General features: G+C 56.2%; 19 protein-coding genes and 4 pseudogenes. 8 read left to right on the forward strand and 15 right to left on the reverse strand.

All coding sequences use genetic code 11. From position 1 onward, the window contains the following. Positions 1 to 34: 34 nt before the first annotated feature. From AXG89_RS29770 to AXG89_RS29785, 4 genes are read right to left on the reverse strand one after another with little or no spacing between them, the layout of a single operon-like run. Positions 35 to 1,408 (reverse strand): NAD-dependent succinate-semialdehyde dehydrogenase, encoded by a 1,374-nt coding sequence (locus AXG89_RS29770; protein WP_062172911.1) that lies wholly within the window; start codon positions 1,406 to 1,408, stop codon positions 35 to 37. After that, positions 1,405 to 1,824, reverse strand: coding sequence for a (R)-mandelonitrile lyase (locus AXG89_RS29775; RefSeq protein WP_062172910.1), 420 nt, complete (start codon positions 1,822 to 1,824; stop codon positions 1,405 to 1,407). Before AXG89_RS29775 ends, AXG89_RS29770 begins: the two co-directional genes overlap by 4 nt. Positions 1,825 to 1,838: 14 nt before the next feature. After that, positions 1,839 to 2,534 (reverse strand): hypothetical protein, encoded by a 696-nt coding sequence (locus AXG89_RS29780; RefSeq protein ID WP_062172908.1) that lies wholly within the window; start codon positions 2,532 to 2,534, stop codon positions 1,839 to 1,841. Positions 2,535 to 2,541: 7 nt separating this feature from the next. Continuing rightward, positions 2,542 to 3,417: an alpha/beta fold hydrolase gene (locus tag AXG89_RS29785; RefSeq protein WP_236873536.1), complete on the reverse strand. Its 876-nt coding sequence runs from the start codon at positions 3,415 to 3,417 to the stop codon at positions 2,542 to 2,544. A gap of 118 nt (positions 3,418 to 3,535) precedes the next feature. On the opposite strand from AXG89_RS29785, the gene AXG89_RS29790 reads away from it, so the two are divergent. Continuing rightward, positions 3,536 to 4,477, forward strand: coding sequence for a LysR family transcriptional regulator (locus AXG89_RS29790; RefSeq protein WP_335671983.1), 942 nt, complete (start codon positions 3,536 to 3,538; stop codon positions 4,475 to 4,477). 1,547 nt (positions 4,478 to 6,024) lie between these two features. On the opposite strand, the gene AXG89_RS29795 is transcribed toward AXG89_RS29790, so the two are convergent. Together AXG89_RS29795 and AXG89_RS29800 are read right to left on the reverse strand one after the other, a co-directional pair. Further along, positions 6,025 to 7,038: an IS110 family transposase gene (locus AXG89_RS29795; protein WP_062172902.1), complete on the reverse strand. Its 1,014-nt coding sequence runs from the start codon at positions 7,036 to 7,038 to the stop codon at positions 6,025 to 6,027. Between the two features lie 266 nt (positions 7,039 to 7,304). Next, positions 7,305 to 8,324, reverse strand: coding sequence for an IS110 family transposase (locus tag AXG89_RS29800; RefSeq protein WP_062172906.1), 1,020 nt, complete (start codon positions 8,322 to 8,324; stop codon positions 7,305 to 7,307). 589 nt (positions 8,325 to 8,913) lie between these two features. On the opposite strand from AXG89_RS29800, the gene AXG89_RS29805 reads away from it, so the two are divergent. From AXG89_RS29805 to AXG89_RS29815, 3 genes are all read left to right on the forward strand, one after another. Continuing rightward, positions 8,914 to 9,933 (forward strand): IS110 family transposase, encoded by a 1,020-nt coding sequence (locus tag AXG89_RS29805; RefSeq protein WP_062172904.1) that lies wholly within the window; start codon positions 8,914 to 8,916, stop codon positions 9,931 to 9,933. A 268-nt stretch (positions 9,934 to 10,201) separates the two neighbouring features. Further along, positions 10,202 to 11,215, forward strand: a complete 1,014-nt coding sequence (locus tag AXG89_RS29810) for an IS110 family transposase (RefSeq protein WP_062172902.1) — start codon at positions 10,202 to 10,204, stop codon at positions 11,213 to 11,215. A gap of 465 nt (positions 11,216 to 11,680) precedes the next feature. Further along, positions 11,681 to 12,805, forward strand: a complete 1,125-nt coding sequence (locus AXG89_RS29815; protein WP_082771658.1) for an ABC transporter permease — start codon at positions 11,681 to 11,683, stop codon at positions 12,803 to 12,805. Positions 12,806 to 13,237: 432 nt separating this feature from the next. On the opposite strand, the gene AXG89_RS29820 is transcribed toward AXG89_RS29815, so the two are convergent. The 6 genes and pseudogenes from AXG89_RS29820 to AXG89_RS29845 all read right to left on the reverse strand — a co-directional run. Next, on the reverse strand, positions 13,238 to 14,962 hold the full coding sequence (locus tag AXG89_RS29820) for a bifunctional protein-serine/threonine kinase/phosphatase (RefSeq protein ID WP_062172900.1): 1,725 nt from the start codon (positions 14,960 to 14,962) through the stop codon (positions 13,238 to 13,240). A 92-nt stretch (positions 14,963 to 15,054) separates the two neighbouring features. Further along, a complete protein-coding gene (locus AXG89_RS29825; protein WP_062172898.1) occupies positions 15,055 to 16,491 on the reverse strand; it encodes an APC family permease in 1,437 nt (478 codons plus the stop codon). An 82-nt stretch (positions 16,492 to 16,573) separates the two neighbouring features. Beyond that, positions 16,574 to 17,935: an FMN-binding glutamate synthase family protein gene (locus tag AXG89_RS29830; protein WP_062172896.1), complete on the reverse strand. Its 1,362-nt coding sequence runs from the start codon at positions 17,933 to 17,935 to the stop codon at positions 16,574 to 16,576. A gap of 25 nt (positions 17,936 to 17,960) precedes the next feature. Then, positions 17,961 to 18,650 carry a protein glxC gene (locus AXG89_RS29835; RefSeq protein WP_062174184.1) on the reverse strand — a complete coding sequence of 230 codons (690 nt, stop codon included), beginning with the start codon at positions 18,648 to 18,650 and terminating at the stop codon, positions 17,961 to 17,963. Then, positions 18,638 to 19,183: pseudogene (locus tag AXG89_RS29840) on the reverse strand (class II glutamine amidotransferase); the annotation flags it as partial. The pseudogene AXG89_RS29840 and the gene AXG89_RS29835, both read right to left, overlap by 13 nt. Further along, positions 19,164 to 19,727, reverse strand: a pseudogene (locus AXG89_RS29845) (type III glutamate--ammonia ligase); the annotation flags it as partial. The pseudogenes AXG89_RS29845 and AXG89_RS29840, both read right to left, overlap by 20 nt. Before the next feature lie 146 nt (positions 19,728 to 19,873). On the opposite strand from AXG89_RS29845, the gene AXG89_RS29850 reads away from it, so the two are divergent. Together AXG89_RS29850 and AXG89_RS29855 are read left to right on the forward strand one after the other, a co-directional pair. Then, positions 19,874 to 20,473, forward strand: a complete 600-nt coding sequence (locus tag AXG89_RS29850) for a helix-turn-helix domain-containing protein (protein WP_062172894.1) — start codon at positions 19,874 to 19,876, stop codon at positions 20,471 to 20,473. A 482-nt stretch (positions 20,474 to 20,955) separates the two neighbouring features. Beyond that, positions 20,956 to 21,446: pseudogene (locus AXG89_RS29855) on the forward strand (IS6 family transposase). Between the two features lie 80 nt (positions 21,447 to 21,526). Here AXG89_RS29855 and AXG89_RS29860 read toward each other — a convergent pair. Next, complete coding sequence (locus AXG89_RS29860; RefSeq protein WP_062172891.1) at positions 21,527 to 21,844, reverse strand: nitroreductase family protein; 318 nt, start codon at positions 21,842 to 21,844, stop codon at positions 21,527 to 21,529. A gap of 197 nt (positions 21,845 to 22,041) precedes the next feature. Between AXG89_RS29860 and AXG89_RS42460 the strand changes: the two genes are divergently transcribed. Beyond that, complete coding sequence (locus AXG89_RS42460) at positions 22,042 to 22,266, forward strand: hypothetical protein (protein ID WP_062172889.1); 225 nt, start codon at positions 22,042 to 22,044, stop codon at positions 22,264 to 22,266. 281 nt (positions 22,267 to 22,547) lie between these two features. Further along, complete coding sequence (locus AXG89_RS29865) at positions 22,548 to 23,546, forward strand: GlxA family transcriptional regulator (RefSeq protein ID WP_062172887.1); 999 nt, start codon at positions 22,548 to 22,550, stop codon at positions 23,544 to 23,546. Here the strand turns inward: AXG89_RS29865 and AXG89_RS29870 are convergent. Both AXG89_RS29870 and AXG89_RS29875 read right to left on the reverse strand, forming a co-directional pair. Further along, positions 23,509 to 23,907 (reverse strand): annotated as a pseudogene (locus AXG89_RS29870) (ISKra4-like element ISBusp5 family transposase); the annotation flags it as partial. The gene AXG89_RS29865 and the pseudogene AXG89_RS29870 overlap by 38 nt on opposite strands. A 259-nt stretch (positions 23,908 to 24,166) precedes the next feature. Further along, positions 24,167 to 25,054, reverse strand: a complete 888-nt coding sequence (locus tag AXG89_RS29875) for an EthD domain-containing protein (RefSeq protein WP_062172885.1) — start codon at positions 25,052 to 25,054, stop codon at positions 24,167 to 24,169. Positions 25,055 to 25,074: the final 20 nt, after the last annotated feature.

Raw genomic sequence — 25,074 nt, forward strand, 5'->3', positions numbered from 1 at the left:
CCGCCCCAACGGCGTACCAAAATTTGCGGACCCGCTAAGTCGTCGTCACAGTGACCAGCTTTCTATTAACGAACTCCTGGATACCGAGATCGGAGAGCTCGCGTCCGTAGCCTGAATTTTTGACGCCACCGAAAGGCAGATCGGGAGCAGATATCACCGTGTCGTTAATGAACACCATGCCGGTATCCATCTGGGCCGCGATACGCTTGCCTCTCTCGATGTTGGTGGTAACAACGGAGCCGCCGAGTCCATAGGGAGAGTCGTTGGCAAGCTCTACCGCCTCGCCGTCGCTTGCCACCCTGAAGACCATCGCCACTGGCGCAAAGAACTCTTGTCTAAAGACGGGGTTATCCGGGCTGACGTCGACCAGCACCGTCGGAGCCAGGAAATATCCTGAGCGTTGCAGCCTATTGCCTCCTGAAAGCACCTTGGCGCCGCGCGCGACCGCGATGTTGATCTGCGCCAAGGCACGTTCGAGCGCAGATAAGCTGCATAGCGGCGCTAGCGACGTTTGGTCATCCATAGGATCGCCCGGAACATACGTTCCAAGCGTATCGCAAAAACGGCGAGTAAATGCGTCCGCTATGGCTTCGTGCAGGATAAAACGCTTTGAGCCGGCGCAGGCCTGGCCCATGTTGTTCATCCGTCCCTGTACAGCCAGACGCACTGCCTCGTCGATATCGGCGTCGTCAAGCACGATGAACGCGTCCGAACCACCTAGTTCCATCGTACTTTTCTTAAGCGCCTTCCCTGCCTCTGAAGCAACGGCAGCTCCAGCGCGCTCGCTGCCTGTAAGCGCGACGCCCTTCACCCTGCGATCAGCGATGGCATTCGCGCACTGCTCGTTCGAGATGAACACGTTTGAGTACGCGCCCGCTGGCGCCCCGGCCTCGCGGAGCAGCTCCTCGAACGCCAAGGCGCACTCAGGAACGCTAGGCGCGTGCTTCACAATGAGCGTGTTCCCGGCCATCAAGTTAGGGCCGGCAACACGCGCCAACTGGTAGTAGGGAAAGTTCCATGGCTCAATGCAAAATATCACGCCGATGGGTTTACTATGCACTACCGCTTCGCCCCGCTCGAGAACGAGCGGGCGTTCGGCGAGCATCGCCTCCCCGTTGTCCGCGTAGTAGCGTAGGATATCAGCGCAAAGAGCGATTTCCTCCCTGGCCTCGCGCAACAACTTGCCCATCTCCCGAGTGGCAATAACCGCGAAGTGGTCGATGCGATCGTTAAGTATCGTCGCGGCCCTTCGCAAAACCGCCCCGCGCTGCTCGTAGGAGCGACCCCGCCAGTCATTTTGGAATGCCAGCTCGGCTGAGGCCAAAACTGCTTCTAACTCGGCATCAGTGTGCTCAGGAAACGATCGGAGAACAGCTTCCGTAAATGGGTTGATTGACTGGTAGGTCATGAGTGCGTCTCCCGCGCCGCTTGTGCGTACACCTCGTCGGTGACAAGATCAAACCAGTCCGCCATGGTGCCGTCCGGACGTGCCCCCTGAATCGAGATATGGGTAAAAACCTGGTCCGGTCCTGCGCCATGCCAATGGCGCTCACCTGCGGCGATCGTGACGCTATCGCCCGGATTGAGTGTTTTCGCCGGTTCGCCAGCGAGTTGCACGCGCCCGGATCCCGATGTAGCGATGAGTATCTGACCGTACGGGTGGGTATGCCACGCAGTGCGCGCACCCGGGGCGAAGGTCGCCAGTACCACATGCAGCCGTTGCGGAGCTTCGCTCTCTGCAAGTGCGGTTGTCCACACCTGGCCGCTATACCATTCGGAGTTGACGGTCTGGCTTGGCACATCACCTGAGTAATTTAGTTTCATAGCTGTTCTCCTGTTTAGGTCTCGTTGCCTCGCTCACGTGCAATACGAGTCCAGTTTCGGAACTCGACCGCAAAGTGGTTCAGATGCTTGCTCAGTATCTGCTCCGGGACGGCCGACGGTAAAACAGTAGTAAATTTAAGGTTTAGCCCTTCTTCAATGTCGCGCGACTGACGCATGCTGAACCCCACCCTTACCCCATCGGCATCAAGGATTTCCATGCCGTAGTGCAATGCATAGCTGGGGTCCCAGGGAGCCGGATAAACGAAATCGTCAGGCAGCCCGCGGTAAAACACCCGCCAAGGCAATTCGGTCTCGCCAATGTTCTCGATCACTTCAACCTGATTCGATAGAGGATGGCTAACGAAATGTTCGGGATGGCCGGCACGCAATTCAGCTTCACGCTTGTTGGCCATTGCTTCGACATACCAATCCTGGAAAGAATGTGCACCGGGTCCAGGAACGATCAACTCCACGGAAGCGGTACGCCATTGGCCGGACGACGCCTGCACCCATTGACGGACCTGAGCGTGCATCGTGCGCAGGTCGTCGTCGAGCAAGGCTCGCATCGCCTCATTGCCCAGCTTGCGCTTCAAGTAAGCCAGTGCGTGCCGGGCGCGATTAAGTTCGGCATCCTGAATATCATTTTCGTTAAAGTGTCGCCCTTCGATGATAGCGGTCGCACGATTCTCATGGTCCGGAATGGGAGTCATATCGTACTCACGCGGGTTGCAAGAGGAAATTCAACAGCAGTTCGGTTAGCTTCTCCGGCCGCTCCTCTGCAAGATAATGGCCACACTCGTCGATCATCGCGCTGCGTAAGTTTTGCGCAAGCGGACGAATCTCGGACTCCAGATTGACACCGAAGCTTGCTGTTCCACCAATCGTGAGGACGGGCATGGGTAGCTTTGAGCTCGCATGTTCAAAGTTATGAATCTTGTCGATGCGGTGGGCTCTAAAATATTCGATACCGCCGTGCAATGCTCCAGGGGCGGCGAGGTGGCGCGAGTATTCCTCCAGCGCGTCGTGATCCAATGCCGTCGTGTCGTAGGCTTGTTGACGCATCATGTGAGCCACGAAAAGCGATTCTTGCCCGGTAATAAGTGCCTCGGCTAATCCATTCGGCGCTTCAAAAAGCGGCAAATGAAACATGCGCGGATTTTTGTCGGCATCGAACAGGGCCTCCAGGCCAAAGCCGGCAAGCGCGGCCTCGGTCAGCACCAATCGCTTGACCTCCGCCGGAAAACGACTCGCGTAAGCATAGGCGACCATCATTCCTACGTCGTGGCTGATGAGGTTGATAGGCCCAAGTTTGAGATGCTGCACCAGTCGATGTATATCCTCGGCTACCGTCCGCTTATCGTAGCCAGCGGAGGGCCGGTCGGAATCACCGCAGCCGCGAAGATCGGGCACGATAACGGTAAAGTGCTCCGCTAGCGCCGGAATGACTTTGCGCCAATAATATGATGTCATTGGAAAGCCATGAAGCAGCACCAGCGGATCCCCAGCACCCGCCAGGGTGTAGTGAATCCGAATGCCATTCAATTCCACCCGATGGTGACTTCCTGGCATCTTTGGAAAAAAAACAGTTGTCATGTCTTTATCCTCTGATAGTTAGCGGCGCTCGGTCCTGCGCGAATGGCTGCGAAACTTCACGTCCGCACAGGCTAGAACCTATGGTAGCGGCCTATCGCCCACTTGTGACCCCGGCAATTTGCTCAACGATATGGTGAAAAAAAGCTCATCTGTGACCATGCCTAATCTGCCGGCGCTCGAGGTTTTCCTTGCAGTGGCCCGGCATCAAAGCTTCCGTCGAGCCGCGAAAGAGCGAGGCGTCGGCCCGTCTGCGCTGAGCCACGCCGTTCGTAGCCTTGAAGAAACGCTCGACATGCGGCTGTTCAACAGGACCAACCGAAGCATTTGCTTGACTGAAGCGGGCGAGCATCTACTTCGGCGAGTGGCGCCAGCATTAGGTGAAATCGCAGAGGCGATCGAAGAGATTGGCCTGTTGAAAAGCCGACCAACTGGCACGCTGCGCCTCAACGTGCCTCGCAATGCGGCTGAGCTCGTCATTAAACCCGTAATGACTGAGTTCCTCGCAGCCTACCCTGGCATCACGCTCGAGGTCGTCACCGATGACGGGATCGTAGACATCGTGGGCAAAGGTTTCGATGCCGGAATTCGGGCGGCCCCGGATCTGAGCCAGGATATGATCTCCATCCCTGTGGGCCCCCGTTTGCGCTTTGCCGTAGTTGGCTCCCCGGGCTATTTCACTGGCCGCGACATGCCAGGAGCACCTCACGATCTGACCGGACATGCTTGCATCGGCCGACGCTATCCAAGTGGCGCGATATACCCGTGGGTTTTCGCGAAAGACTCCGAAGAGATCAAGATCGATGTGTCCGGGCCGCTGATCGCGGACGACCGGGCTCTGATCATTGCTGGTGCGCTCAGCGGCATTGGCCTGGCGCACATTCATGAGGCGCTGGTGGCAGACCAGCTCGCAAGAGGCGAACTGGTGCGCGTTCTAGAAGAATGGTGCCCGACCCTGCCAACATTTTTTCTCTATTATCCCGGCAGGCGGCAACTTCCCGCACCGCTGCGTGCCTTCATCGATATGTTTCGCAGCCGCGCATGGCCAGGTCATAACGTTTAACGCTGGTTGTAGCGTGTAATTGACGATCGCCAGGGATCAGCTATTACAAATCATAGACAGCGCATAACTCGCGAGGAGATGTCACGGCATCCGAGTGCAGTCAAAACCGGAGGCAGCGGTAGGCAACACGTTGGCAGCGAACGTGATGTTTGTACTTTGTAGAGAATCGCAGTGTTTCCGGCATTCCCCACATTTTTAGATCCCCGTTTGGCCTGCTCGTTCAGTTTCGGGTCGCCGTGCTCCAACCCTCGCACGCCATCCCCGACCACTCGATTAGGAAGCGTAACCCCAGCCCAGCGGCCGTTCCGGCAGAACACCTCGTCGGCGCGATCCAAAAGAGTCCACCACGTCGACATGGGAGCGTCTCTTTCGCGGACATTAATTTATCCACAGAGTGGACATTTTTTTGGTGATTTGGGGTCCCGCAGTTTGCTGCCTTTTTTTGCCTGAATCTTCTTATCTGGCGGGCGCTGACCGACACCTTTCGTAGACCGACATAATTTCGTCAACACTACGCGTATAAATCCGTCAACTCGCGGTTTTGGAGCTAAACTCCGTTTGTGCGCAGCGGGTTTTCCCTAAAGGGCTATTTGACGAAAGCGAATTACGGAGCCTCCTCTTCGACGCCTCGCCGTATGCTTCACAGGGTGATTGCGAAGCGCCATTCCCTCCTGCATGGCGTCGGATTCAACTTAGGAACGGGCATCACGCCACAAAAAATTACTGGTATTGACGCAGCATCTTCGATAGCCTCCACAGCTAATCGATTACTTAGTTATACAAATTAACGAATAACATTGGTCTCGGATACGGACTTCGTGGGATGCTCGAGCCGTCCTTCCGCAAAGAAAATATGGGATACAGGTAGGCCAAAAAATTAGAAGTCATCTGTTTAAGCATAGTGGTTGCTCTTCATACCGTAGCGTGACCGTTCGGCATTTCTGCATCCTGCGCGTAGGAAAATGCCGCCAGCAGCTTCCTGATTTAGGCCTCTTGAGCACCAACTTTTAATATGAAGCGATCCCGGTCCTCACCGGGCTCGTCAGGCCAGATACGCGATAACTGCATCGAGATAGCTTCGCAACTTCGGTAGGGATTCGAATTCTTCTCATCGTTTGACTTCGGGATTTGGGATGAACGCCAATTGACAGATTTATGTCGCACTGATGTGAATTGACAAAATCATGTCGGCCCGAGTGGGCATAAATCGGTCTACATGGACGCCCCCCTTTGCGCCAGGTCTTTCAGTGCGTGACGGACAGGATGGGCTGCAGTTCTACATTCATACATGGACTCCCGCCTATGAGCAAGATCGGTTTGCATTTTGAGGGTCACGACTGCGTCCGTACATTCGGCTTCTGATGTGCTTACTGCCGCACGAGCCATCATGGAAATCTGCGCGCTTGCTCCTCATCGGCCTTCTGGCTTCGTACTGCAGCCGTCGGATATATCAGGATCTGCAAGCGCCGGTCCGACCGGTTCGCCATGCTTGCCGCTTCTTGCGCAATCGCGGAAGAAATGAAACAGTACTCGATATCTGAAGCCTGCTATGCAGCCCTGAAACAGCCGTTGCCCGTCAATATGGCCCAAGCGATGCGCGCCGTCTTGTTCGCCAGGGCGATCGCCGCGATGCTCACGTGACGGCGTTGCATAACGGATTTGATCCACTGGCTGTGACTGTCATTGCGCCGACTCACGAAGTGCATTACCGCGCGGGCACCCTGTACAAGCAAAGTTCTTAGATAAGTGTCGCCGCGCTTTGTGATACCGCCTAATCGCGTTTTGCCTCCACTCGATCTTTGCATCGGCGTTAGCCCCAGCCAGGCTGCGAACTGTCTCCCATTCTTGAACTGCGAGGGATCGCCCACACTGCTCACGAGCGCAGTCGCAATAACCGGCCCAATTCCCGGAACTGTAGCGAGCCGCTGGCAGGCCTCATTGCTTTTGAATATCTCCGCTATCTCGGTGGCAAGTTCGTCGAGCCATTGCTGCAATGCCTTCAGTTGCTCAAGGTACATTGATCCAAGCCGTCTTAGCAAAGTGGTGATGCCGGAATCGGGGTCGTTGACCAGCGCCATCACCCCCTTTTTTAACTGCGGAAGACCAATCGGGAAGATCACACCCTCTTCGGCAAACATGCTTCGGATCTGATTGGACTTGGCAGTACGCTCCAGGACCAGTCGTTGGCGCATGCGATGCACCGATTGCAGCGACTGCTGTTCCGCGCTTTTTATCGCGACAAAGTGGATGCCCGCACGAGTGACTGCTGCACAGATCGCAGCCGCGTCATTCGCATCGTTTTTGCCGCCGATGAGGAATGGCTTTACGTACTGCGTTGGTAGCAACCGGACCGTATGACCTAAGGCAGTCAATTCACGAGCCCAAAAATGCGATCCGTGGCAGGCCTCGATGCCAATCAGACCAGATTCGAGTTTTGCGAAGAACTTCAGCACGTCACTTCGGCGAAGCTTTCGCTGAATGACCACTTTCCCGTGGCGATCAACGCCGTGAATCTGAAACACGTTTTTTGCGATGTCTAGACCGATGGTAAGCGTAGGCATTGACGTTCTCCCAGGAGTTGGTGCGGTCAGTGTCGCCCCGGAGGGGGCGGGAGTCCATACCATCAGCCTTATTGCAGCCTGCTTCGCTGCGGGCCCCTATGAAATCCGCGGATTCACGCCTCATTCAACTCACGAGCTCAGTGGCTCAGACAAATTTTCAGGCTTGGTGAATCCCAGGTCCGACCTGCTCTGTCATTACACTCAAATACCGCCGCAACTTTGGACACTCCATCCTTTCCTACAGCATCGTGCCTTTAAACTTGGTGTCAGATGGGTCGAACGCTCTTGTGACCTTTCTGATAAGGCTTTTGATGGGCGAGCACTGCCCATATAATTCGAGCCAATTTGTTTGCCATGGCTACTATGACGACATTTAGTGGACGCCGTAGTTTCATCTGTTCCACCCACGCCCCGGGCTCTTTGACATGATAGATAACGCTTCGAGCGCCATGCACGAGTAATGTTCTGAGATAGGTATCGCCTCGCTTACTTATGCCGAGTAACGCTACCTTGCCTCCGGAGCCGCTCTGCGCGGGAACAAGACCAAGCCACGCCGCGAACTCCCTGCCGGACTTGAACGTTCCTGCGTCGCCCATCGTTGCAACCGCCGCCGTCGCGCTAAGCAATCCGACGCCCGGGATGGCTGCAATCGCCTTGACGGCCTCATTGTTCTTCATCCATTCATTTAAACGCCGTTCAATCTGCGCGACTTGCCGATCGATCTCATCAACCCCGTTCCACTGCTCACGAAGCGTATCGATCAACATCACAGGCAACCGATCTGATAGTCGGGCGAAAACTCCGATTATGCCTTTCTCTAAAGCAGCGCGGCCAGTGCCAATGACTTCGCCGTACTCGGTGAGCAAGCCTCGCAGACTATTGATCTGCATCGTTCGAAATTTGATGAGCTGCTGACGCATCCTATGCAATGCTAGGACAGCTTGTTGAGACTCTGTCTTTATTGCCACAGGCTTGCTTTGCATCTGAGTCGCCATCCATATGGCACGTGCGTCGGCAGCATCGCTTTTGTTTGCAATATTGAACGCTTTCACGAACTTTGCAGGCATTAACTTTACCTGGTGACCCATCTGGACCAGTTGCCGCGCCCAATGTTGTGACCCGCTGCACGACTCCATTCCTATCAGACAAGGCGAGCGGTTAGCAAAATATTCGAGAAAAGCGGCTCGCTTTATCGGTCGATTCACGACCTCGCCCGTCTGAGGATCAACCCAGTGAACTTGCATCACGTTCTTTGCGATATCCACACCAACGACGGTATGTGTCATGACGGATCCCCTTTGATTAACCGGCGAAGCTAATATGATCTACCCTATTTTGCATTTCTGTTGCGGCAGTGCCATTAACGTCAAACACCACGTTAGGTGGGGAGCGTCCATATCATTCAACTCGCGGTTTTGGAGCTAAATTCCGTTTGTGCGCAGGGGGTTTTCCCTAAAGGGCTATTTGACGAAAGCGAATTACGGAGCCTCCTCTTCGACGCCTCGCCGTATGCTTCACAGGGTGATTGCGAAGCGCCATTCCCTCCTGCATGGCGTCGGATTCAACTTAGGAACGGGCATCACGCCACAAAAAATTACTGGTATTGACGCAGCATCTTCGATAGCCTCCACAGCTAATCGATTACTTAGTTATACTAATTAATAAATAACATTGGTCTCGGATACGGACTTCGTGGGATGCTCGAGCCGTCCTTCTGCAAAGAAAATATGCCTCTTTTGAATTTGTAGTGGAATGATATGAACGGCCTCCGCCCATCGGTCAGGACGCACGCGAGGCGCCTCACGGGCCAATGGCATCAAACTGCCTAAATTGGGAGATCATGAAGATCTTCGTAGACAAACCGGAGGGTCCAAAATGCAACATACGATCGTGGGTGTAGACATCGCAAAGAACGTCATCCAGCTGCATTGGGTCGACCTTGACACCGGTGAAATCGTGAACAAACCGGTCAAGCGCGCAGCGTTTCTCGAACACTTCGCGAATCGCTTACCGTGTCGGATTGGGATGGAAGCTTGCGGCGGTGCGCAACATTGGGCACGGCGACTCGTCGAAATGGGTCACGAGGTAAAGCTGATGCCTGCTAAATTCGTCAAGGCTTTCAATACTGGAAACAAAAATGACGCTGCCGACGCGCGCGCTATCTGGATGGCAACGCAAATGCCCAGCAAAGCAGTTGCAGTGAAGACCGAAGCCCAGCAAGCTGTTCTGGCGCTGCACCGAATGAGACAGCAACTCGTGAAATTCCGCACGATGCAAATCAATAGCCTTCGTGGTTTGCTGACTGAATACGGTGAAGTGATGGGCCAGGGGCGCACGGCGCTGGACAAGGCGATACCAAGCGTGCTCGAACGGTTGGTTGATAGGCTACCTGCGATCCTGATCGACACGCTGCGTGAACAATGGAATGGGCTGATAACTCTGGATAAGCAAATTGTCGAAATTGAACGACGCCTGCAGGCGTGGATGAAAGAGGATAAAGCGTGCAAGGCAATATCTGCCATACCAGGCGTTGGCTTGCTGACCGCGACAGCTGCAGTCGCAACGATGGGTGACGCGAAAGCCTTCAAATCGGGACGAGAGTTTGCTGCGTGGCTTGGTCTGGTTCCGGGGCAAACCGGATCGGGTGGCAAGGTACAGCTATTGGGTATCAGTAAAAGAGGGGACACCTATGTGCGCACCTTGCTAATTCACGGCGCCCGCAGTGTGCTATTTCACGCAAAGGAGCCTGGTAGATGGATCGAAGAAATGAAAAAGCGGCGACCATTGAACGTTGTGACAGTCGCACTCGCCAACAAGATGGCGAGAACGATCTGGGCAATATTGGCGCATGATACCCCTTACCGAAAAGATCACCTGAGCGTGAAGCCAGCTTGAATAGCTGGTGTTGTTAAAGCAGTACCAACAAGACAGGATGCCTCATCGAAAGGTTGCGTTGGCTATCAAATGTGATGACGAACCAGGTTGGACCGGGATCCGCTAAGCCTGAAAACCCACATGAGCCTTGAGCTCGTGAGTGGAATGAGGCGCGGGTCAGCGGCTTTCATAGGGACCCGCAGCTAAACAGGCTGCAACAAGGTTGATGGTATGGACTCCCGCCCCCTCCGGGGCGACACTGACCGCACCAACTCCTGGGAGAACGTCAATGCCTACGCTTACCATCGGTCTAGACATCGCAAAAAACGTGTTTCAGATTCACGGCGTTGATCGCCACGGGAAAGTGGTCATTCAGCGAAAGCTTCGCCGAAGTGACGTGCTGAAGTTCTTCGCAAAACTCGAATCTGGTCTGATTGGCATCGAGGCCTGCCACGGATCGCATTTTTGGGCTCGTGAATTGACTGCCTTAGGTCATACGGTCCGGTTGCTACCAACGCAGTACGTAAAGCCATTCCTCATCGGCGGCAAAAACGATGCGAATGACGCGGCTGCGATCTGTGCAGCAGTCACTCGTGCGGGCATCCACTTTGTCGCGATAAAAAGCGCGGAACAGCAGTCGCTGCAATCGGTGCATCGCATGCGCCAACGACTGGTCCTGGAGCGTACTGCCAAGTCCAATCAGATCCGAAGCATGTTTGCCGAAGAGGGTGTGATCTTCCCGATTGGTCTTCCGCAGTTAAAAAAGGGGGTGATGGCGCTGGTCAACGACCCCGATTCCGGCATCACCACTTTGCTAAGACGGCTTGGATCAATGTACCTTGAGCAACTGAAGGCATTGCAGCAATGGCTCGACGAACTTGCCACCGAGATAGCGGAGATATTCAAAAGCAATGAGGCCTGCCAGCGGCTCGCTACAGTTCCGGGAATTGGGCCGGTTATTGCGACTGCGCTCGTGAGCAGTGTGGGCGATCCCTCGCAGTTCAAGAATGGGAGACAGTTCGCAGCCTGGCTGGGGCTAACGCCGATGCAAAGATCGAGTGGAGGCAAAACGCGATTAGGCGGTATCACAAAGCGCGGCGACACTTATCTAAGAACTTTGCTTGTACAGGGTGCCCGCGCGGTAATGCACTTCGTGAGTCGGCGCAATGACAGTCACAGCCAGTGGATCAAATCCGTTATGCAACGCCGTCACGTGAGCATCGCGGCGATCGCCCTGGCGAACAAGACGGCGCGCATCGCTTGGGCCATATTGACGGGCAACGGCTGTTTCAGGGCTGCATAGCAGGCTTCAGATATCGAGTACTGTTTCATTTCTTCCGCGATTGCGCAAGAAGCGGCAAGCATGGCGAACCGGTCGGACCGGCGCTTGCAGATCCTGATATATCCGACGGCTGCAGTACGAAGCCAGAAGGCCGATGAGGAGCAAGCGCGCAGATTTCCATGATGGCTCGTGCGGCAGTAAGCACATCAGAAGCCGAATGTACGGACGCAGTCGTGACCCTCAAAATGCAAACCGATCTTGCTCATAGGCGGGAGTCCATGTACGAATATAGAGGCGCAGCCTATCCTGTCCGTCAAAGCACACGAAATCCAAGCGCAAAGGAGGCCGTTCATATAGTGGGTTTGGCGGGTCAAGGGCGGGCGTGAGCCCGGCGTAGCGAGCCCTTGAGGCGCGCCCCACCCAGTAAGATGGGTCATGGGTGATTGCGGCAGAATGCGAGAATCACCCTTGTAAAACCAACCAGCTATGACGAATCAATTGTTTGAATCCGCCCTCGGTATCACGGCTCTTTGGTATGTTCGAAGTGTTGACTTCGATGCTGCTCAGCGGCAGCTCAATATTGGTGTGGACTTCGTCATTCTTGATAAGCAGCGCACCGACGTGCTTTCGCAAAAACTCAAGCGAATATTTGTTAAGCTTGGCGTGCTTCCAATCCTGCTAGTGGTTGCGGTAGCAATTTTTACTTCAATGTCCGCGAACTTCCTCACGCTTGAGAATCTTACTAACGTAATCCGCCAATCTGCATTCCTTATTATTGTCTCCCTTGGTCAGATGATGGTCCTTCTCGCCGGTGGGTTCGATCTCTCCGTTGGAACAATCCTTGCCCTAACGTCGGTAGTTTCAGCATTGACGATGTCGTTCTTGGCGACCGTATGGCCTAACATGATCCCATTAGTCATCATGGTTGGCTGCCTGGCGGGTTTCCTTTCCGGTGTCCTCGTCGGAGTCGTCAACGGTTTCGGCGTCGCGTTCTTTGGCGTGTCGCCGTTTATCATGACGCTTGGCGTATCTTCAATGGGTTTTGGGATTGCACTTTTTCTAACCGGTGGTACGCCAATCTATGGGATGCCACCCAAATTTGGCTCGGTCGTCGGCTTCGGTTCGTTCCTTGGTATTCCCTTCCCGATTTGGATCACAATTCTGCTCATTGGCGCTTCCTATCTACTTATAAACTGGACGCGGGTCGGACGCGCGTTCTACGCGGTTGGCGGCAACGAGAGGGCTGCGCTACTATCTGGCATCAATACACGCCAATCGCAATTCCTTGTTTTTGTGCTGTCTGCTGGACTTTCGGGGGTCGCTGGGGTCCTGCTCACCGCACGCTTGGATTCGGGAGAAGCTAACATTGGCACCACGATGCCCCTGGAGTCCATCGCTGCATGCGTTATTGCTGGCGTGAGTTTAAGAGGGGGGATCGGAAAGGTTGAGAACGTGATCTTAGGCGCCATTTTTATCAACTTGGTACAAAACGGCATGAACCTCGGACGTATCGATTCCTACTTGCAGACCGTCGTAATTGGAGCAATCCTTATCGCAGCCGTTATTGCTGACCAAATTCGACTTCGGTATATCGCGGATCTTCGCGATTAAAACTGGACAGCCATCAGCATCAAGGGCCTGCTGATTCACTTCATGAGGCGGGCTCGATCAAGTACGCCTGACTGTGCAGGGCCTGCGCTTCTTTTACATGCTTGCCGTCAATGGCTGAAAAAGGCGCAGGCTGGACTGACCTGCAAAATTGGACACTTTTCGGCTATTGCCGAAAGCGCCCTCTTCCATACATCACAGGGTCTAGCCGCTTATAATATCGGCTCTAGGTTTTCTCAGCGCCCGGCGTCAGCTCCGCAATGTCATTACTTGAAACTTCGATGTTTGTGCCCAAGCGGCATCCTCTCGTCCCAAACAGGGTTTGTCGACAATACTTCTTGCCTTTAGACCTCTCATCGATGTTCCAAATCACTTGGCTTCCGCTCTTGCGATTTCAGCATTGATGTCCATAGCATTGGTTCCAAATCATGGTGTTCAATGTCGCATCAACGACCCCATTGCCAACGCGAGCAATAGCAGCGCAAGTAACTGCCAGAACAGCACCGGATTTCTCTCGAGCAAGGACTTGCGACGAACAGGCGTCAAGGTGTCACGCCCGTTAGAAAACCGTTCGAGATCGGCGCAGACTTCAAGCACGTCTTGATATCGGCGAGAAGGGTCAGGCTGCATCGTTTTTTCAAGGATCAGATCGAGCCATTCCGGCGCGTCGGGTCTGTACTGGTAAAGCGGCACGCGACCATTGAAACCATAGGGCAGCTGGCCGCCGCTGAACAGGCGGTAAAGCGTTACACCGAACGCGAAAACTTCGGATCGTGCATCCCCTTTTGCGCCTCTCATCAACTCCGGCGCCATATAGGCAGGCGACCCGGGTGCAGCGTCGGGTTCAGGTACACCCATGCCCGGCATATGTCCGAATCCCAGATCGAGCAGGCGCGTCGCATCGCCCTTGATGATAAGCACGTTCTCGGGCTTGATATCACGATGAAAGATCTCGCGGCGATTCAGCGCGTGGATTGAACGGCCCAAATTTCGCGCGATCGCGAGCGCACGGTTCAGGGCAATAGGCGGCGGTGTTGCCAACAGTTTTTCGAGAGTGACACCCTTGCCGAGCGGCATGACTACGTAGAGCCGGGTCTGCCGGGCGGGATCGACGGGTATCGGCGCGAGGACACCTTCATCGCCAATCTTGCCGGCCAGCCAGCGCTCGCGCACGATCGACTGGCGTACATTGTCGTCCTGCTCGACACGGGGCTTGGGAAACTTCAATGCAAGCGCGGTGTCTGGATCAACCAGATCGTAGCCGGTAAAAATCCGCGAATAAAAGCCGTCGTTCAGGACGCTCTTCAGCAGGTATCCGTCGACGACATCTCCTGCATCTGGAACAGCCAAAATGGGTAAAGCGCCGACCACTCGCTCCAGGTAGCCTAAATCGAGCAAAGGCAGACTGCCGACATCGATCACTGCGCTGGTCACATCGTCCTTCGTGCCGCGGGCGACCGCCAGCGCATTAAGCCGACGCGCGGTGTCAAGAGCAGCGCCTCCTGCCGCCAGCACCGCCTGCAACTCACGCACCGGAACGCGCCGATACAGCCCGTCGGAACACAGCAACAGACGGTCCGCTTTTCGCAACTCCATGGCCTCGATTCGCGTTACCAGCGCTGGATGCATGCCGACCGCATGCGCCACGTAAGCGCCGAAGGCGACCGGCACCACATCGTCGTCGCCTAGCTGGGTGAGTTGCCTATCTCGGAGCAGATAGAGCCGTACATCGCCCGCCGCGACGAGATAAGCGGTCGCTCGGCGCACGATCAGCGCCGCGAAGCAAGCGGCCATCTGGTTCAATTCGGGATCGACACGCCCGATATGATGCAGCCAACCGTGTATTGCTTCAAGCGCACGCCCTGCTGCCACGTCCGGCTGTAACGTGTGCGGCAGCCCGTAGTAAGCATCAATGAATGTTCGCACGGCGAGTTCGGACGCGACCCGGCCGCCCTTGCTGCCGCTAATGCCATCGGCCAACGCAATCGTGATGCCGCGCGCAGCCCGGGCGGCTAGGTCACCAGACATTACGCCAACATAGTCTGCGTTGATGTGATCCGCTTTGGCGCTGCGGGCCGTGGAAGAAACGCAACCGATCTCGAGCGCGGCGCACTCGCCGCGCTCAGGCTGAACCCGGATGTCGTATTCTTGGATGCTCATTCCGCCTCGATTAGCGGATCGGTCACCGAGAACGTCGGCACCTTGCTCGCGAACAATGCAGGTGAGCTATCCAGGAAAAAAAGTTCGTTCATCTATTTTTTGCCGTGAGTCATCACGTCGCTAACTTCCAGATCGTGCTCGATCTTCTGCAGCACCTGGGGTGAGCGCTTCTTGAGTGCCATCAGCCAGACAGCGCCGACAAGCATATAAGCAACGAATAGATAAGGCAAAATGTTGTAGGGATAATCGGGCACCGGGTACACGCTGCCGATCACTGCACCGACCATTGCAAGCGCGCCGAGCACGCCCCACACGACATTGATCGACTTCAGTTCGCCCTGCTTCTTCAGATAGATCGGCGCTGACACTGCGACGAGAAAATACGTCACAAGAAAACCAAAGGTAGCGAACGTACTGGTATAGCCGAAAGTATTGAGTGGGCCAGTGCCGAGCATCGCAATGCAGACGACCAAGGTCAGGACCGACGAGAACGCGACAGCTAAGTAAGGCGTCCGGTGCGTCCGGTGAACCATGCCCATGGAACGGTGCACGAACTGGTAACGTCCCATCGAATACAACAATCGGCTCGATGAGTTGATGCACGCAAGCACGCACGAAAACGCGCTGACCGAAGCGATCAGATAAAACACCGGGCCCAGTGACGACGCACCGACGCTCGTGAGCAAAGTGTTGAGCACGGCCGAATCACCGCCAAGTTTGGTCGCGTCATCATGATAGGCAATCGTCATTGAATACGCCACGAACATAAAGAAGAGCCCCGACAATATCAGGCTCCAGACGACAGCGCGCGGAATGACGCGCAACGGGTTCTTCGTCTCCTGGCCAAGAGAGGCCGCGCTTTCAAACCCGACGTAAGAGAAGATGCCCAGCACCATTCCCTGCGCCATGCCTTTGCCGCTTACCCCTTGCAGCTTCAGCTGCGTGGGATCGACGATATGTTCCGGATGCAACGCCAGCACGTAGATCAGCACACCGCCCACGATCACCACGGAAGCCGCTTCGATCCCGAGCGATAACCGCGAGGAAAGCTTTACATCGCGTGCGGAGAAGAACCAGGCCAAGCCCACGAAGACCGTGTAAATCGCCCACGATGGGACATTGATGCCCCATGCCACGAATGCATTCTGCACGAACACCACGCCGGCAGCGCCGACCCCCATCGCGGTTCCCACGTAGGCTGCAATCAGCCCCCACCCCGCAATACCGCCCGCCATCGGCCCGAGCGCGCGAGCGATGTAAATGAAGAACGACCCCGCCGTCGCGATCCGGCTTGACAGCGCAATGATGCTCATGCTGACCAGCAACAGCCCGATGGTTGACAGGCCGTAGATCAACCAGGTGCCCGCACCCGCCAGTGCTGCAATCGCGGTCACGTTGATCGACGGCGTAAAGGTCGGAGACAGGTTCGCGATGGATTGACCGATAACCTCGGTAAAGCCCAATGTGCCGGGACGCAAGCCGTCGGAAGATGCCGGCACTGCGGGCGTGCTGCTTTGCGGATTGCTCATGGTGGGCCTCAGATGAATGGGTGGATCAAATTGGAAGGCGTTCAACTTTGCAGAACCGTAAGATCTCCTGAGACAACTCGACTTACTCTTTCCAGCCCGGTATCCACGATGTGCCCGCGAGCGGAATACGCGCCATGGCCGCAGCCTCGACAGTCAACGCGACAAGATCTTCGGGTTCGAGGTGATGGACGTTTTGCTTGCCGCAGGCGCGGGCTATCGTGGCGAGTTCCATGTTCAGCGTCTTCAGGTAATTACGTGCGCGGCGCGACCCTTCGTCCGGCTGCAGGCGTTGCTCCAGCGACGCGTCTTGTGTGGTCACGCCGACTGGGCACTTGCCCGTATGACAGTGATGGCAAAATCCCGGCGACGTGTTCAGGGCGGCGTAGTCTGCCGCCGCCGAATGAAGCGCGCCGTCCTGGAAATAGGTGTCGCTGTTACAGCCCAGCGCCATCAGCATGCCCTGCCCGATCGCCACCGCATCCGCACCCATCGCGATTGCTTTGGCGACATCGGCGCCCGTCCGGATGCCTCCCGACACGATCAACTGCACTTGGCCTTTCATGTTGAGTTCTTCGAGCGCGTCCACCGCCTGACGCACCGCCGCGAGCGTCGGAATCCCCACGTTTTCGATAAAGCAGGTTTGCGTCGCCGCCGTGCCGCCCTGCATTCCGTCAACCACGACGACATCGGCGCCCGCGTGTATCGCAAGCTTGACGTCGTTGAACACGCGCGTCGCGCCGACCTTCACGTAAATCGGCTTTTCCCAATCGGTGATTTCTCTGAGTTCCTGGATCTTGATCGCCAGGTCGTCGGGGCCGGTCCAATCCGGATGGCGACTCGCCGAACGCTGGTCGACGCCTGCCGGCAGCGTGCGCATTGACGCCACGCGCGGATTGATCTTCTGGCCGAGCAGCATGCCGCCGCCGCCCGGCTTTGCACCCTGGCCGATCACTATTTCGATGGCGTCGGCACGGCGCACATCGTCCGGATTGAAGCCATAACGCGATGGCAGGCACTGATAGACCAGCGTCTTCGACGAACGCCGCTCTTCCTGTGTCATGCCGCCGTCGCCCGTAGTGGTCGAGGTGCCCATCGCTGTGGCGGCCCGGCCGAGCGCCTCCTTGACGTTCGCCGACAGCGCGCCGAAGCTCATGCCCGCAATCGTGATGGGAATGTCGAGCACGACCGGTTTCGTTGCGAACCGAGTACCGAGCACGGTCCGCGTCGTGCATTTCTCGCGGTACCCTTCGAGCGGATAGCGCGACAACGATGCTCCCAGAAAAAGCAGGTCGTCGAAATGCGGTACGCGGCGCTTCGCGCCCAAACCGCGAATTTCATACAGCCCGCGTTGCGCGGCCGAGTGGATGTAGTCGATCGCCTTGCGGTCGTAGCCTTGCGACTCTTCCTGCTGCAAGCGGGCGAAATGAACCGATTTTGCTTCCATGGAGACCTTCTCAGAGAGCGTGTGTTCAATATTCCTGGTTCGCTTCGGCGTTCCAGTGGTAGAGCGTGCGGGCCGACGCGATCCGTTTGAACGACGCCGGATCATGGTCCATGCCGGCCGCATCGAGAAGTTCGCGCACCGCCTCAAGATCGGGAGTTGTCATTGGTTCGTACTGGGCGTCCGCGCCGAGGGATTTCACGTGACCTCGCACATAGAGAACCGCTTCATACAGCGAGTCGCCTAACGCGTCGCCTGCATCGCCGCAGATCACCATGCGGCCCGCCTGCGCCATGAACGCCGAGAAACTGCCTACCGAGCCGCCGACCACGATGTCGCCACCTTTCAGTGAGATTCCACAGCGCAGCCCCGCGTCGCCATCGATCACGAGCAGCCCCCCATGCGCCGACGCGCCCGCCCCGTTCGACGCAAACCCCTTCACATGCACGCGGCCGCTCATCATGTTTTCAGCGACGCCGGTGCCCGCGCTTCCATCGATTTCAATGGTGGCATGCTGGTTCATGCCGCCCGCGTAATAACCGGCATGTCCGGCAATGGTTACCTTGACGGGCGCATCGACGCCCACCGCGAGGTTGTGCGCGCCATTCGGGGCAAGCACGGAGACGACCTGCCCGGCCAGCTCGTTCGCCGGCTGATGCAGAAACTGGTTCAATTCCCGTACTGTCGAGCGCCCCAGGTCGAAACTCAGGCTTTCCATACGTACATCTCCTCGGGTGCGGGTTCGAAGACCCTGGCGTTCTTGATATCCGGCAAATGCGCGAGCGACCGGAATTCAGACGCGATCGCGACGTAGTCGTCGTTTTCCGCAACCACCGCGGGCTTGCACGCGAACGGATCGCGGATCAGCGCGAGCTCGCTAGCGGTGCCCATCAAAAATGTATAGAAACCGTCGAGCTCCTCGAAGCCTTTCTGCAATGAAACCGGTAATGTGTCGCCCTCGCGCAGGCGCCATTCGAGAAAGCGACAAGCGGCTTCGGTATCGTTGTCGGTATCGAAGTGAATGCCTTGTGGTTCCAGCTTGCGCCGCACGCCATGCGCGTTGGAAAGCGAGCCGTTGTGCACCAAGCAGAAGTCGTCACCCGCCGTAAACGGATGGGCGCGATCCGGCGTGACGGCCGATTCCGTCGCCATGCGCGTATGGCCGACCAGATGCGTGCCCTTGAGGCCGGCGAAGTCATATCGCGCGGCCACTTGTGCGGGTGAACCAATATCCTTGTAAAGATCCATGGTCCACAAGGCGCTTGTAAGAGTTGACCGTCGGGTTGCACAGCGCGGCGAGCGCGGGCGCATGCGCAAGCAAACCCGCTGTGAACTGGTAACCCAATGTGGATAGGCCCATGCCAAGCTTGTCGCTCTTGTCGGCGAACAGATTGCGTTCTCCGTCGCCTATCGACATATGCATGTGCATTCCGTTACCCGGACGGTTCGCGAAGGGCTTCGGCATGAACGAACAGATGAGACCCAGCTCGTTCGCGATCTCAGATGCCGCCATCTTGAAGAACACGAAGTGATCGCATGATGTCAGGCAGTCGGTGTACGTGTAGTTGATTTCGAACTGGCCATTCCCGTCCTCGTGATCGATCTGATAGACGTCGATCCCGACCGCGCGCATCGATTCGGTCAGCGTTTCGAGGAAGGCGCGGGTGCGCGACAACCCCTTATAGTCGTAACAAGGCTTGGCGAGCGTATCGCTCGGGTCACACGGTTCAAGCGTGCCGGTCACCGAGCGCTTGAGGAGCGAGAACTCCGGCTCGAGGCCAGTGAAGAGCGTCCAGCTCTCGCTAAAATCATCTTAGGCAAGCAGGTTCGAAGTATGAGCAAAAAATTATTAACATGCAACAAAACTTCATTCCATGAAACTTATCGGGCAGACTCGTATCTACGATCTGCTACTCTCTTGGCTTTCTACGAGGTCCAGCAATGCCAAACGGCGAAGACAACAAGAACTCGCTAGAGCGCTATCTCGGCACGACGATTCGCGAACTTCGCCAGCGCCACGGGCTGACCATCGCGCAAGTTTGCGAACAAGCCAACATCAGCCGCGGCATGCTCTCTAAAATCGAGAATGCTCAAACCTCGACGGGTCTCGATGTACTTAGTCGAATTGCAAATGCGCTCGGTGTTTCCATGTCCACGCTTTTTCGCAGATTCGATGTACCGGAAGGTGGCGCACAGCTTGTTAAGAAAGGCGAAGGGATGGAAGTGGTCCGTAAGGGCACCAAACGCGGTCATACCTATCACTTGCTCGCGTACGACCAAGGCCCGCGGAAAAACTTTGAGCCTTTCCTAATAACAATGGATGACGAATCAGAAACTTTCCCCGTCTTCGAGCATCCGGGCATCGAATTCATACACATGCTTAAGGGCGTCATCGAATACCGCCACGGTCAGCAAACCTACGTGTTGCATCCCGGGGATACTATGACTTTCGAAGCTAGCGTTCCTCATGGACCCGAGCGGTTAATCAAAACTCCAATCCAATTCCTGTCCATTTTCGTATATGGCGCAAGTGAGACGTAGAACCACATTTCCTCTGGATTTGAGACAGCTGTGCAACCTCTACGCCAATTTCCCCATAAACAGCTTTTGATTCGCCCCACCAAACACAGATCGAGGGCCGACTGCAGGGTCTAGATGCAAGCTTCACTGCGCATCAATTCGGTGCCATTGCTGCAATACGAAACGCGACCCGCACAAAAACGCACCCTTGGACTGCTAATGGCCTTGTCAGGTTGCGTGACGGGTCGTAAAAGATGACGCGGTGAAGAAATCGAAATCGCTCTATCGCGGTCACCGTTTCCCAGCTGGTTTCATCAGCTGCGCTGTTCGATAATATTTCCGCTTCCAGTGAGCTTGCGCGAAATCGAGGAACTGCTTTTCGAGCGCGGCGTGATCGTGACATACGAGACCATCCGATGCTGGTGTGACAAGTTGGGTAAGGGCTTTGCCCATCGAGTGAAAGCGATGCGACGCAAGAAGGGTAGCACGTGGCACCCGACGAGATGTTCGTCGCGCTACGTGGCGAACCGTACCTGCTGTTGCGTGCGGTCGACGAGCATGGTGCCGAACTCGACATCCTGCTGCAAAAACGGCGTAATAAAGCCGCTGCCAAACGCTTCTTCAAGCGTGTGCGCGTTCGAGCCCGACACCGCGCAAAATCGTCACCGATCAGTTACGCAGCTATCCGGCGGCAAAAGCCGAGATCCTAGAACTGGCTAACGTGAAGCCTGTCTTCGTCAAAGCTGCAGCCCGACTGAACAACCGAGCCGAGAACAGCCACCAACCCACGCGCGAACGTGAGCGACGCATGCGCGGCTTTCGCGACCCTAAACGCACACAGAAATTTCTCTCGTGTTTCGGACCGATCCGGCAACATTTCGCACTCAAGCGGCATCTGCTGGGCGCTTCACTTTATCGCGAGCAGCTCGCAGCGCGATTCGCTGCATGGCGCGAATTCGCCGAACTCGCCCAAAATCCGTCGACTGCTTTCTGATTAGTCGTCCCACCTCCGTCGTGCCGCCTCATTTTCCGCAAGGCGATAATGCCGTTCATAGTAATCCGGGTCGAGGGCGTTCACGCTGGTCGCATGAGAAATTCGCCGAAGCCGCACAGGTCGGCAATAAGCACGGTCAGCAAGGGCGCCGCCGCCACATGCCTCTGTTTGCCCGCAAAGCCAGCAGGGCGCGCCGTGCGCTCCGTATAGCGCACGGCCACTACGCTGAACACCTGAAGATTCGACGAACCCGATGCCGACTGGGCCGCAGCCATGATCGTCTCGAGAATATCCGCAGGCAGAGGCTCGTCCGAATAGTTACGCAATGACCGATGGCTCGGCAAGGTTCCAAGCACCTCGCTGACCTGCGTGTCGGCGGCATCGATTGTAGCGACCATGCGTTGCTATAGCGTTCCTTCACCAGCGTCTGCAGCGTCAGGTGTTTCCAAGCTTGCGGTAAGCGGTTCGTTCATCTTCAGACCTTAAGGCCAGTAGTTGTCTGGGCTACCGTTTGCTCTTGAATTGACCGGTCGTATGGCGTCGCGCAATCCATAATATAAGCCCTGAATCTTACCGGTCGAATGCCGGTGCAATTGTGGAACGCGCGAAGACGACCTTATCGCAATACACTGGCACTCTGTGCCACGTCGACTACGCCATGCCTGCAGAAGATCCCACCGATAAGCCGCGCGAAACCGCAGCGCCATTTAAACGCGAGCCGGTTTCCGATTTGCCTGGCAAACTGCCGACTGGGTCCAGCGGCCTTGAACCGGCTGTTGCCACCGGCTTTTGCGGGTTGATGCTCGACGCCGGCGCATGAGCTTTTGCGCGCGATAAAAGCGGAGACTTTTTCCCTGCGCTCACGCCCATTTGCGCGGTCGCGGGCACGATTCTTACCACTATCAGTGTTGTGTTTTTCTGGCGTCGTATGGATCAGGCATCGCCGCGCTTCGCGCTCAAAATAAGCGTGCGTGGCGGCATGGGCAGACGTGCCTTGGCTCTTTTTTTGCCTGCCATCGGCGTAGACTTCGACTATGATCGAGCGACACATCCGGCTGCCAGCGCAATCCGACGAAGCCCTTTAAGCAACGCCCAGGTGTGATGACAAAACAGACTTCCCACGCGCGCCCAGACGCATCCGCCGACAAGCCAGATTCATCCGATGCCGAAAGCGCCTTTTTGTTCTTGCTGGTAGACGGCCTCTCCATGATGAGTCTTTCTTCAGCCATAGAACCGCTTCGCTCGGCGAACCGGCTGATGAACAAGTCGCTCTATAGCTGGACGCTCGCAAGTCTCGACGGCAATCCGGTGCATGCATCGAATGGCATTGAATTACAGGCGCACAAGCTCGACGATGTCATGACCCGCGCGCAGTACATCTTCGTTTGCGGCGGCCTGCGTCTCGACCCCACGCTCGAGCCGGAATACCTGCGTGCGCTGCGCCGGGCGGCTCGCACGGGCGCGGTGATCGGCTCGTTATCGACGGGAAGTTATTTGCTTGCGCGCGCCGGCCTGCTCGAGGGATACCAGTGCACCATCCATTGGGAAAATCTTTCCGCCTTCACCGAAGAGTTTCGCGGCTTGATGTGCTCAGGGAAGATATACGAGATCGATCGCGACCGCATGACGTGCTCGGGCGGCATTGCTGCGATCGACATGATGCTGCAGTTGATTTCGGAACAACACGGTCCTGAACTCGCGGTCCGCGTTGCGAACCAGTTCCACCACGAACGCATCCGCGACAGCGACGACGAACAGCGCGGCTGGCGCGATCAGAACCACGAAAGCCTGCCGCGCGGCATCCGGCGCGCGATCGAACTGATGCGCGCGCATGTGGACGAGCCATTGCCCATATCGCAGATCGGCACCGATATAGCCATGACCTCGCGCCAGCTCGAGCGGCTTTTCCTACGCCATCTGAACGCGACGCCCGCACGTTATTACGTGCAGTTGCGGCTCGAACGTGCGCACGATCTGCTGGTGTATTCGAATGTGCCGGTGGCTGACATTGCTCTCGCCACGGGGTTTGCATCGGCGTCACATCTGGTGTTGTTGGAAGCCGTTAAAAACCCTGGGATGTTCTCTGCCAGGGCCACGTAACGCGTCGCTGTCCAATCCACGGAAACTGTCGCCGTGCGAGTTCGTGGAATTCTTGGTTCAACAGCGCGACGCGCAGCTGTACGACACTGTGTGCTCCCACGCGACTCCAGCGCATATGCTGGCTCTTGCACATTCGACAGCCAACTATTCGGTTGATCGATGACTCGACGAAGCCGGTAGAGATTCGCCGTCCTACACGTTGCCACGTGCGATAGTCGATCAGCGACTCAAGCTTGCTCTCGAGATACGTGACCACATTGGAGAGGCTGTAACTTGCTTTCTTGATCTGGCTGCTCGCTGCCGGATCTCGCTTCTCACGCAGGTCAAGCAAGTGAGCGAGCTTAGCTGCGAACTGCTGCCAAATCACAAGATCTCTCGCATCGACGAATTGCTGCCTTGGAATGTGGCTGACAAACTAAAACCCCTCACCCCGCCACACTCTCAATCGGGTAGATCTGGATAGATTTGGATGGATCGTGCCCACGATCGCCGATCGTGGACACGATCTCCCTTGATCTACACGGACCCCAACACGCCATCAGCATCATGCCTCACTCGCGCGCGCGTGAGGACACGGCCCAGCCGAGCCGCTTACCTTCAACAAACACAAAGAGTAAGCGCTAACGAGAAGCGAATCGCGCCATCACCTTTTCATCGAGCTGGTTCGTTGCGCCTAATTCGGTGATCAGCTCTGCAACTCGACTCCCGCGAAGCCCGGCTAAGGTTGGACAACCGTCACGAACGAACGTATAGAACCCTTTTACGAGATACACGCCAATCGCACCAACATGTTGTGCCTGCGGGGCATGCACTTCTTTGAATATTCGAGAGGAGAAAAGCGATTGTGCCGCTAAGGGGCTAGAAAATGCGATTTCTGCAACCGCTAGATTCAATCGGTCCTCTTCCACATAGTGCTCAACATTCGGAGACGGGGGCGCGGGCCTGTTGTTGTCGTACGGATCCAAGAGATGCAGCTTCCACTTGATAACCGAGTCATGTTGCGATAGAGCCGTGCTCGTTTCCGTAAGCCACGCTGTTGTGTCCTTGCCTCGTTTGCGACTCATATACAAGTGGATACGATGAAACGGGTCGGCACCATTACGAGAAGCATTCTCATCTTTGTCAATGAGCGTGAGCGACCCACTACGCAAATTGTAGGCAACCGCTTCACCAATAAAATTAGCCTCGTCGTGGTAAAGAATGGTCCCCGCCTCAGCGAAGATAGCTTGTTGCTCGAGGTTCGCAAAACCTAGTTCAGCTGAACCATCAAGTATCGCATTGATCCGGCGGACGCCTTCTGCCATGGGCCAAAAATTTGCGTAGTGATTTCTATCAAAGTGCTGCTGGACGTAAAAGTTGAGTCCCGGCAAGCGCGAACAAAGCGTTGCGTGAACATCGCGCCAATAATTTGCAAAGAGTTCCTGCGGGAGACCGTCTCTCCGTCTCACCGAGGCATAAACGTTGTGATTAACGACATCGTCACGAGAAGAGAAGTCTTGTGCGGTCATTGAAGCTCCTTGGATGTAGG

The sequence above is a fragment of the Burkholderia sp. PAMC 26561 genome, from assembly GCF_001557535.2.
GTDB lineage: Bacteria > Pseudomonadota > Gammaproteobacteria > Burkholderiales > Burkholderiaceae > Caballeronia.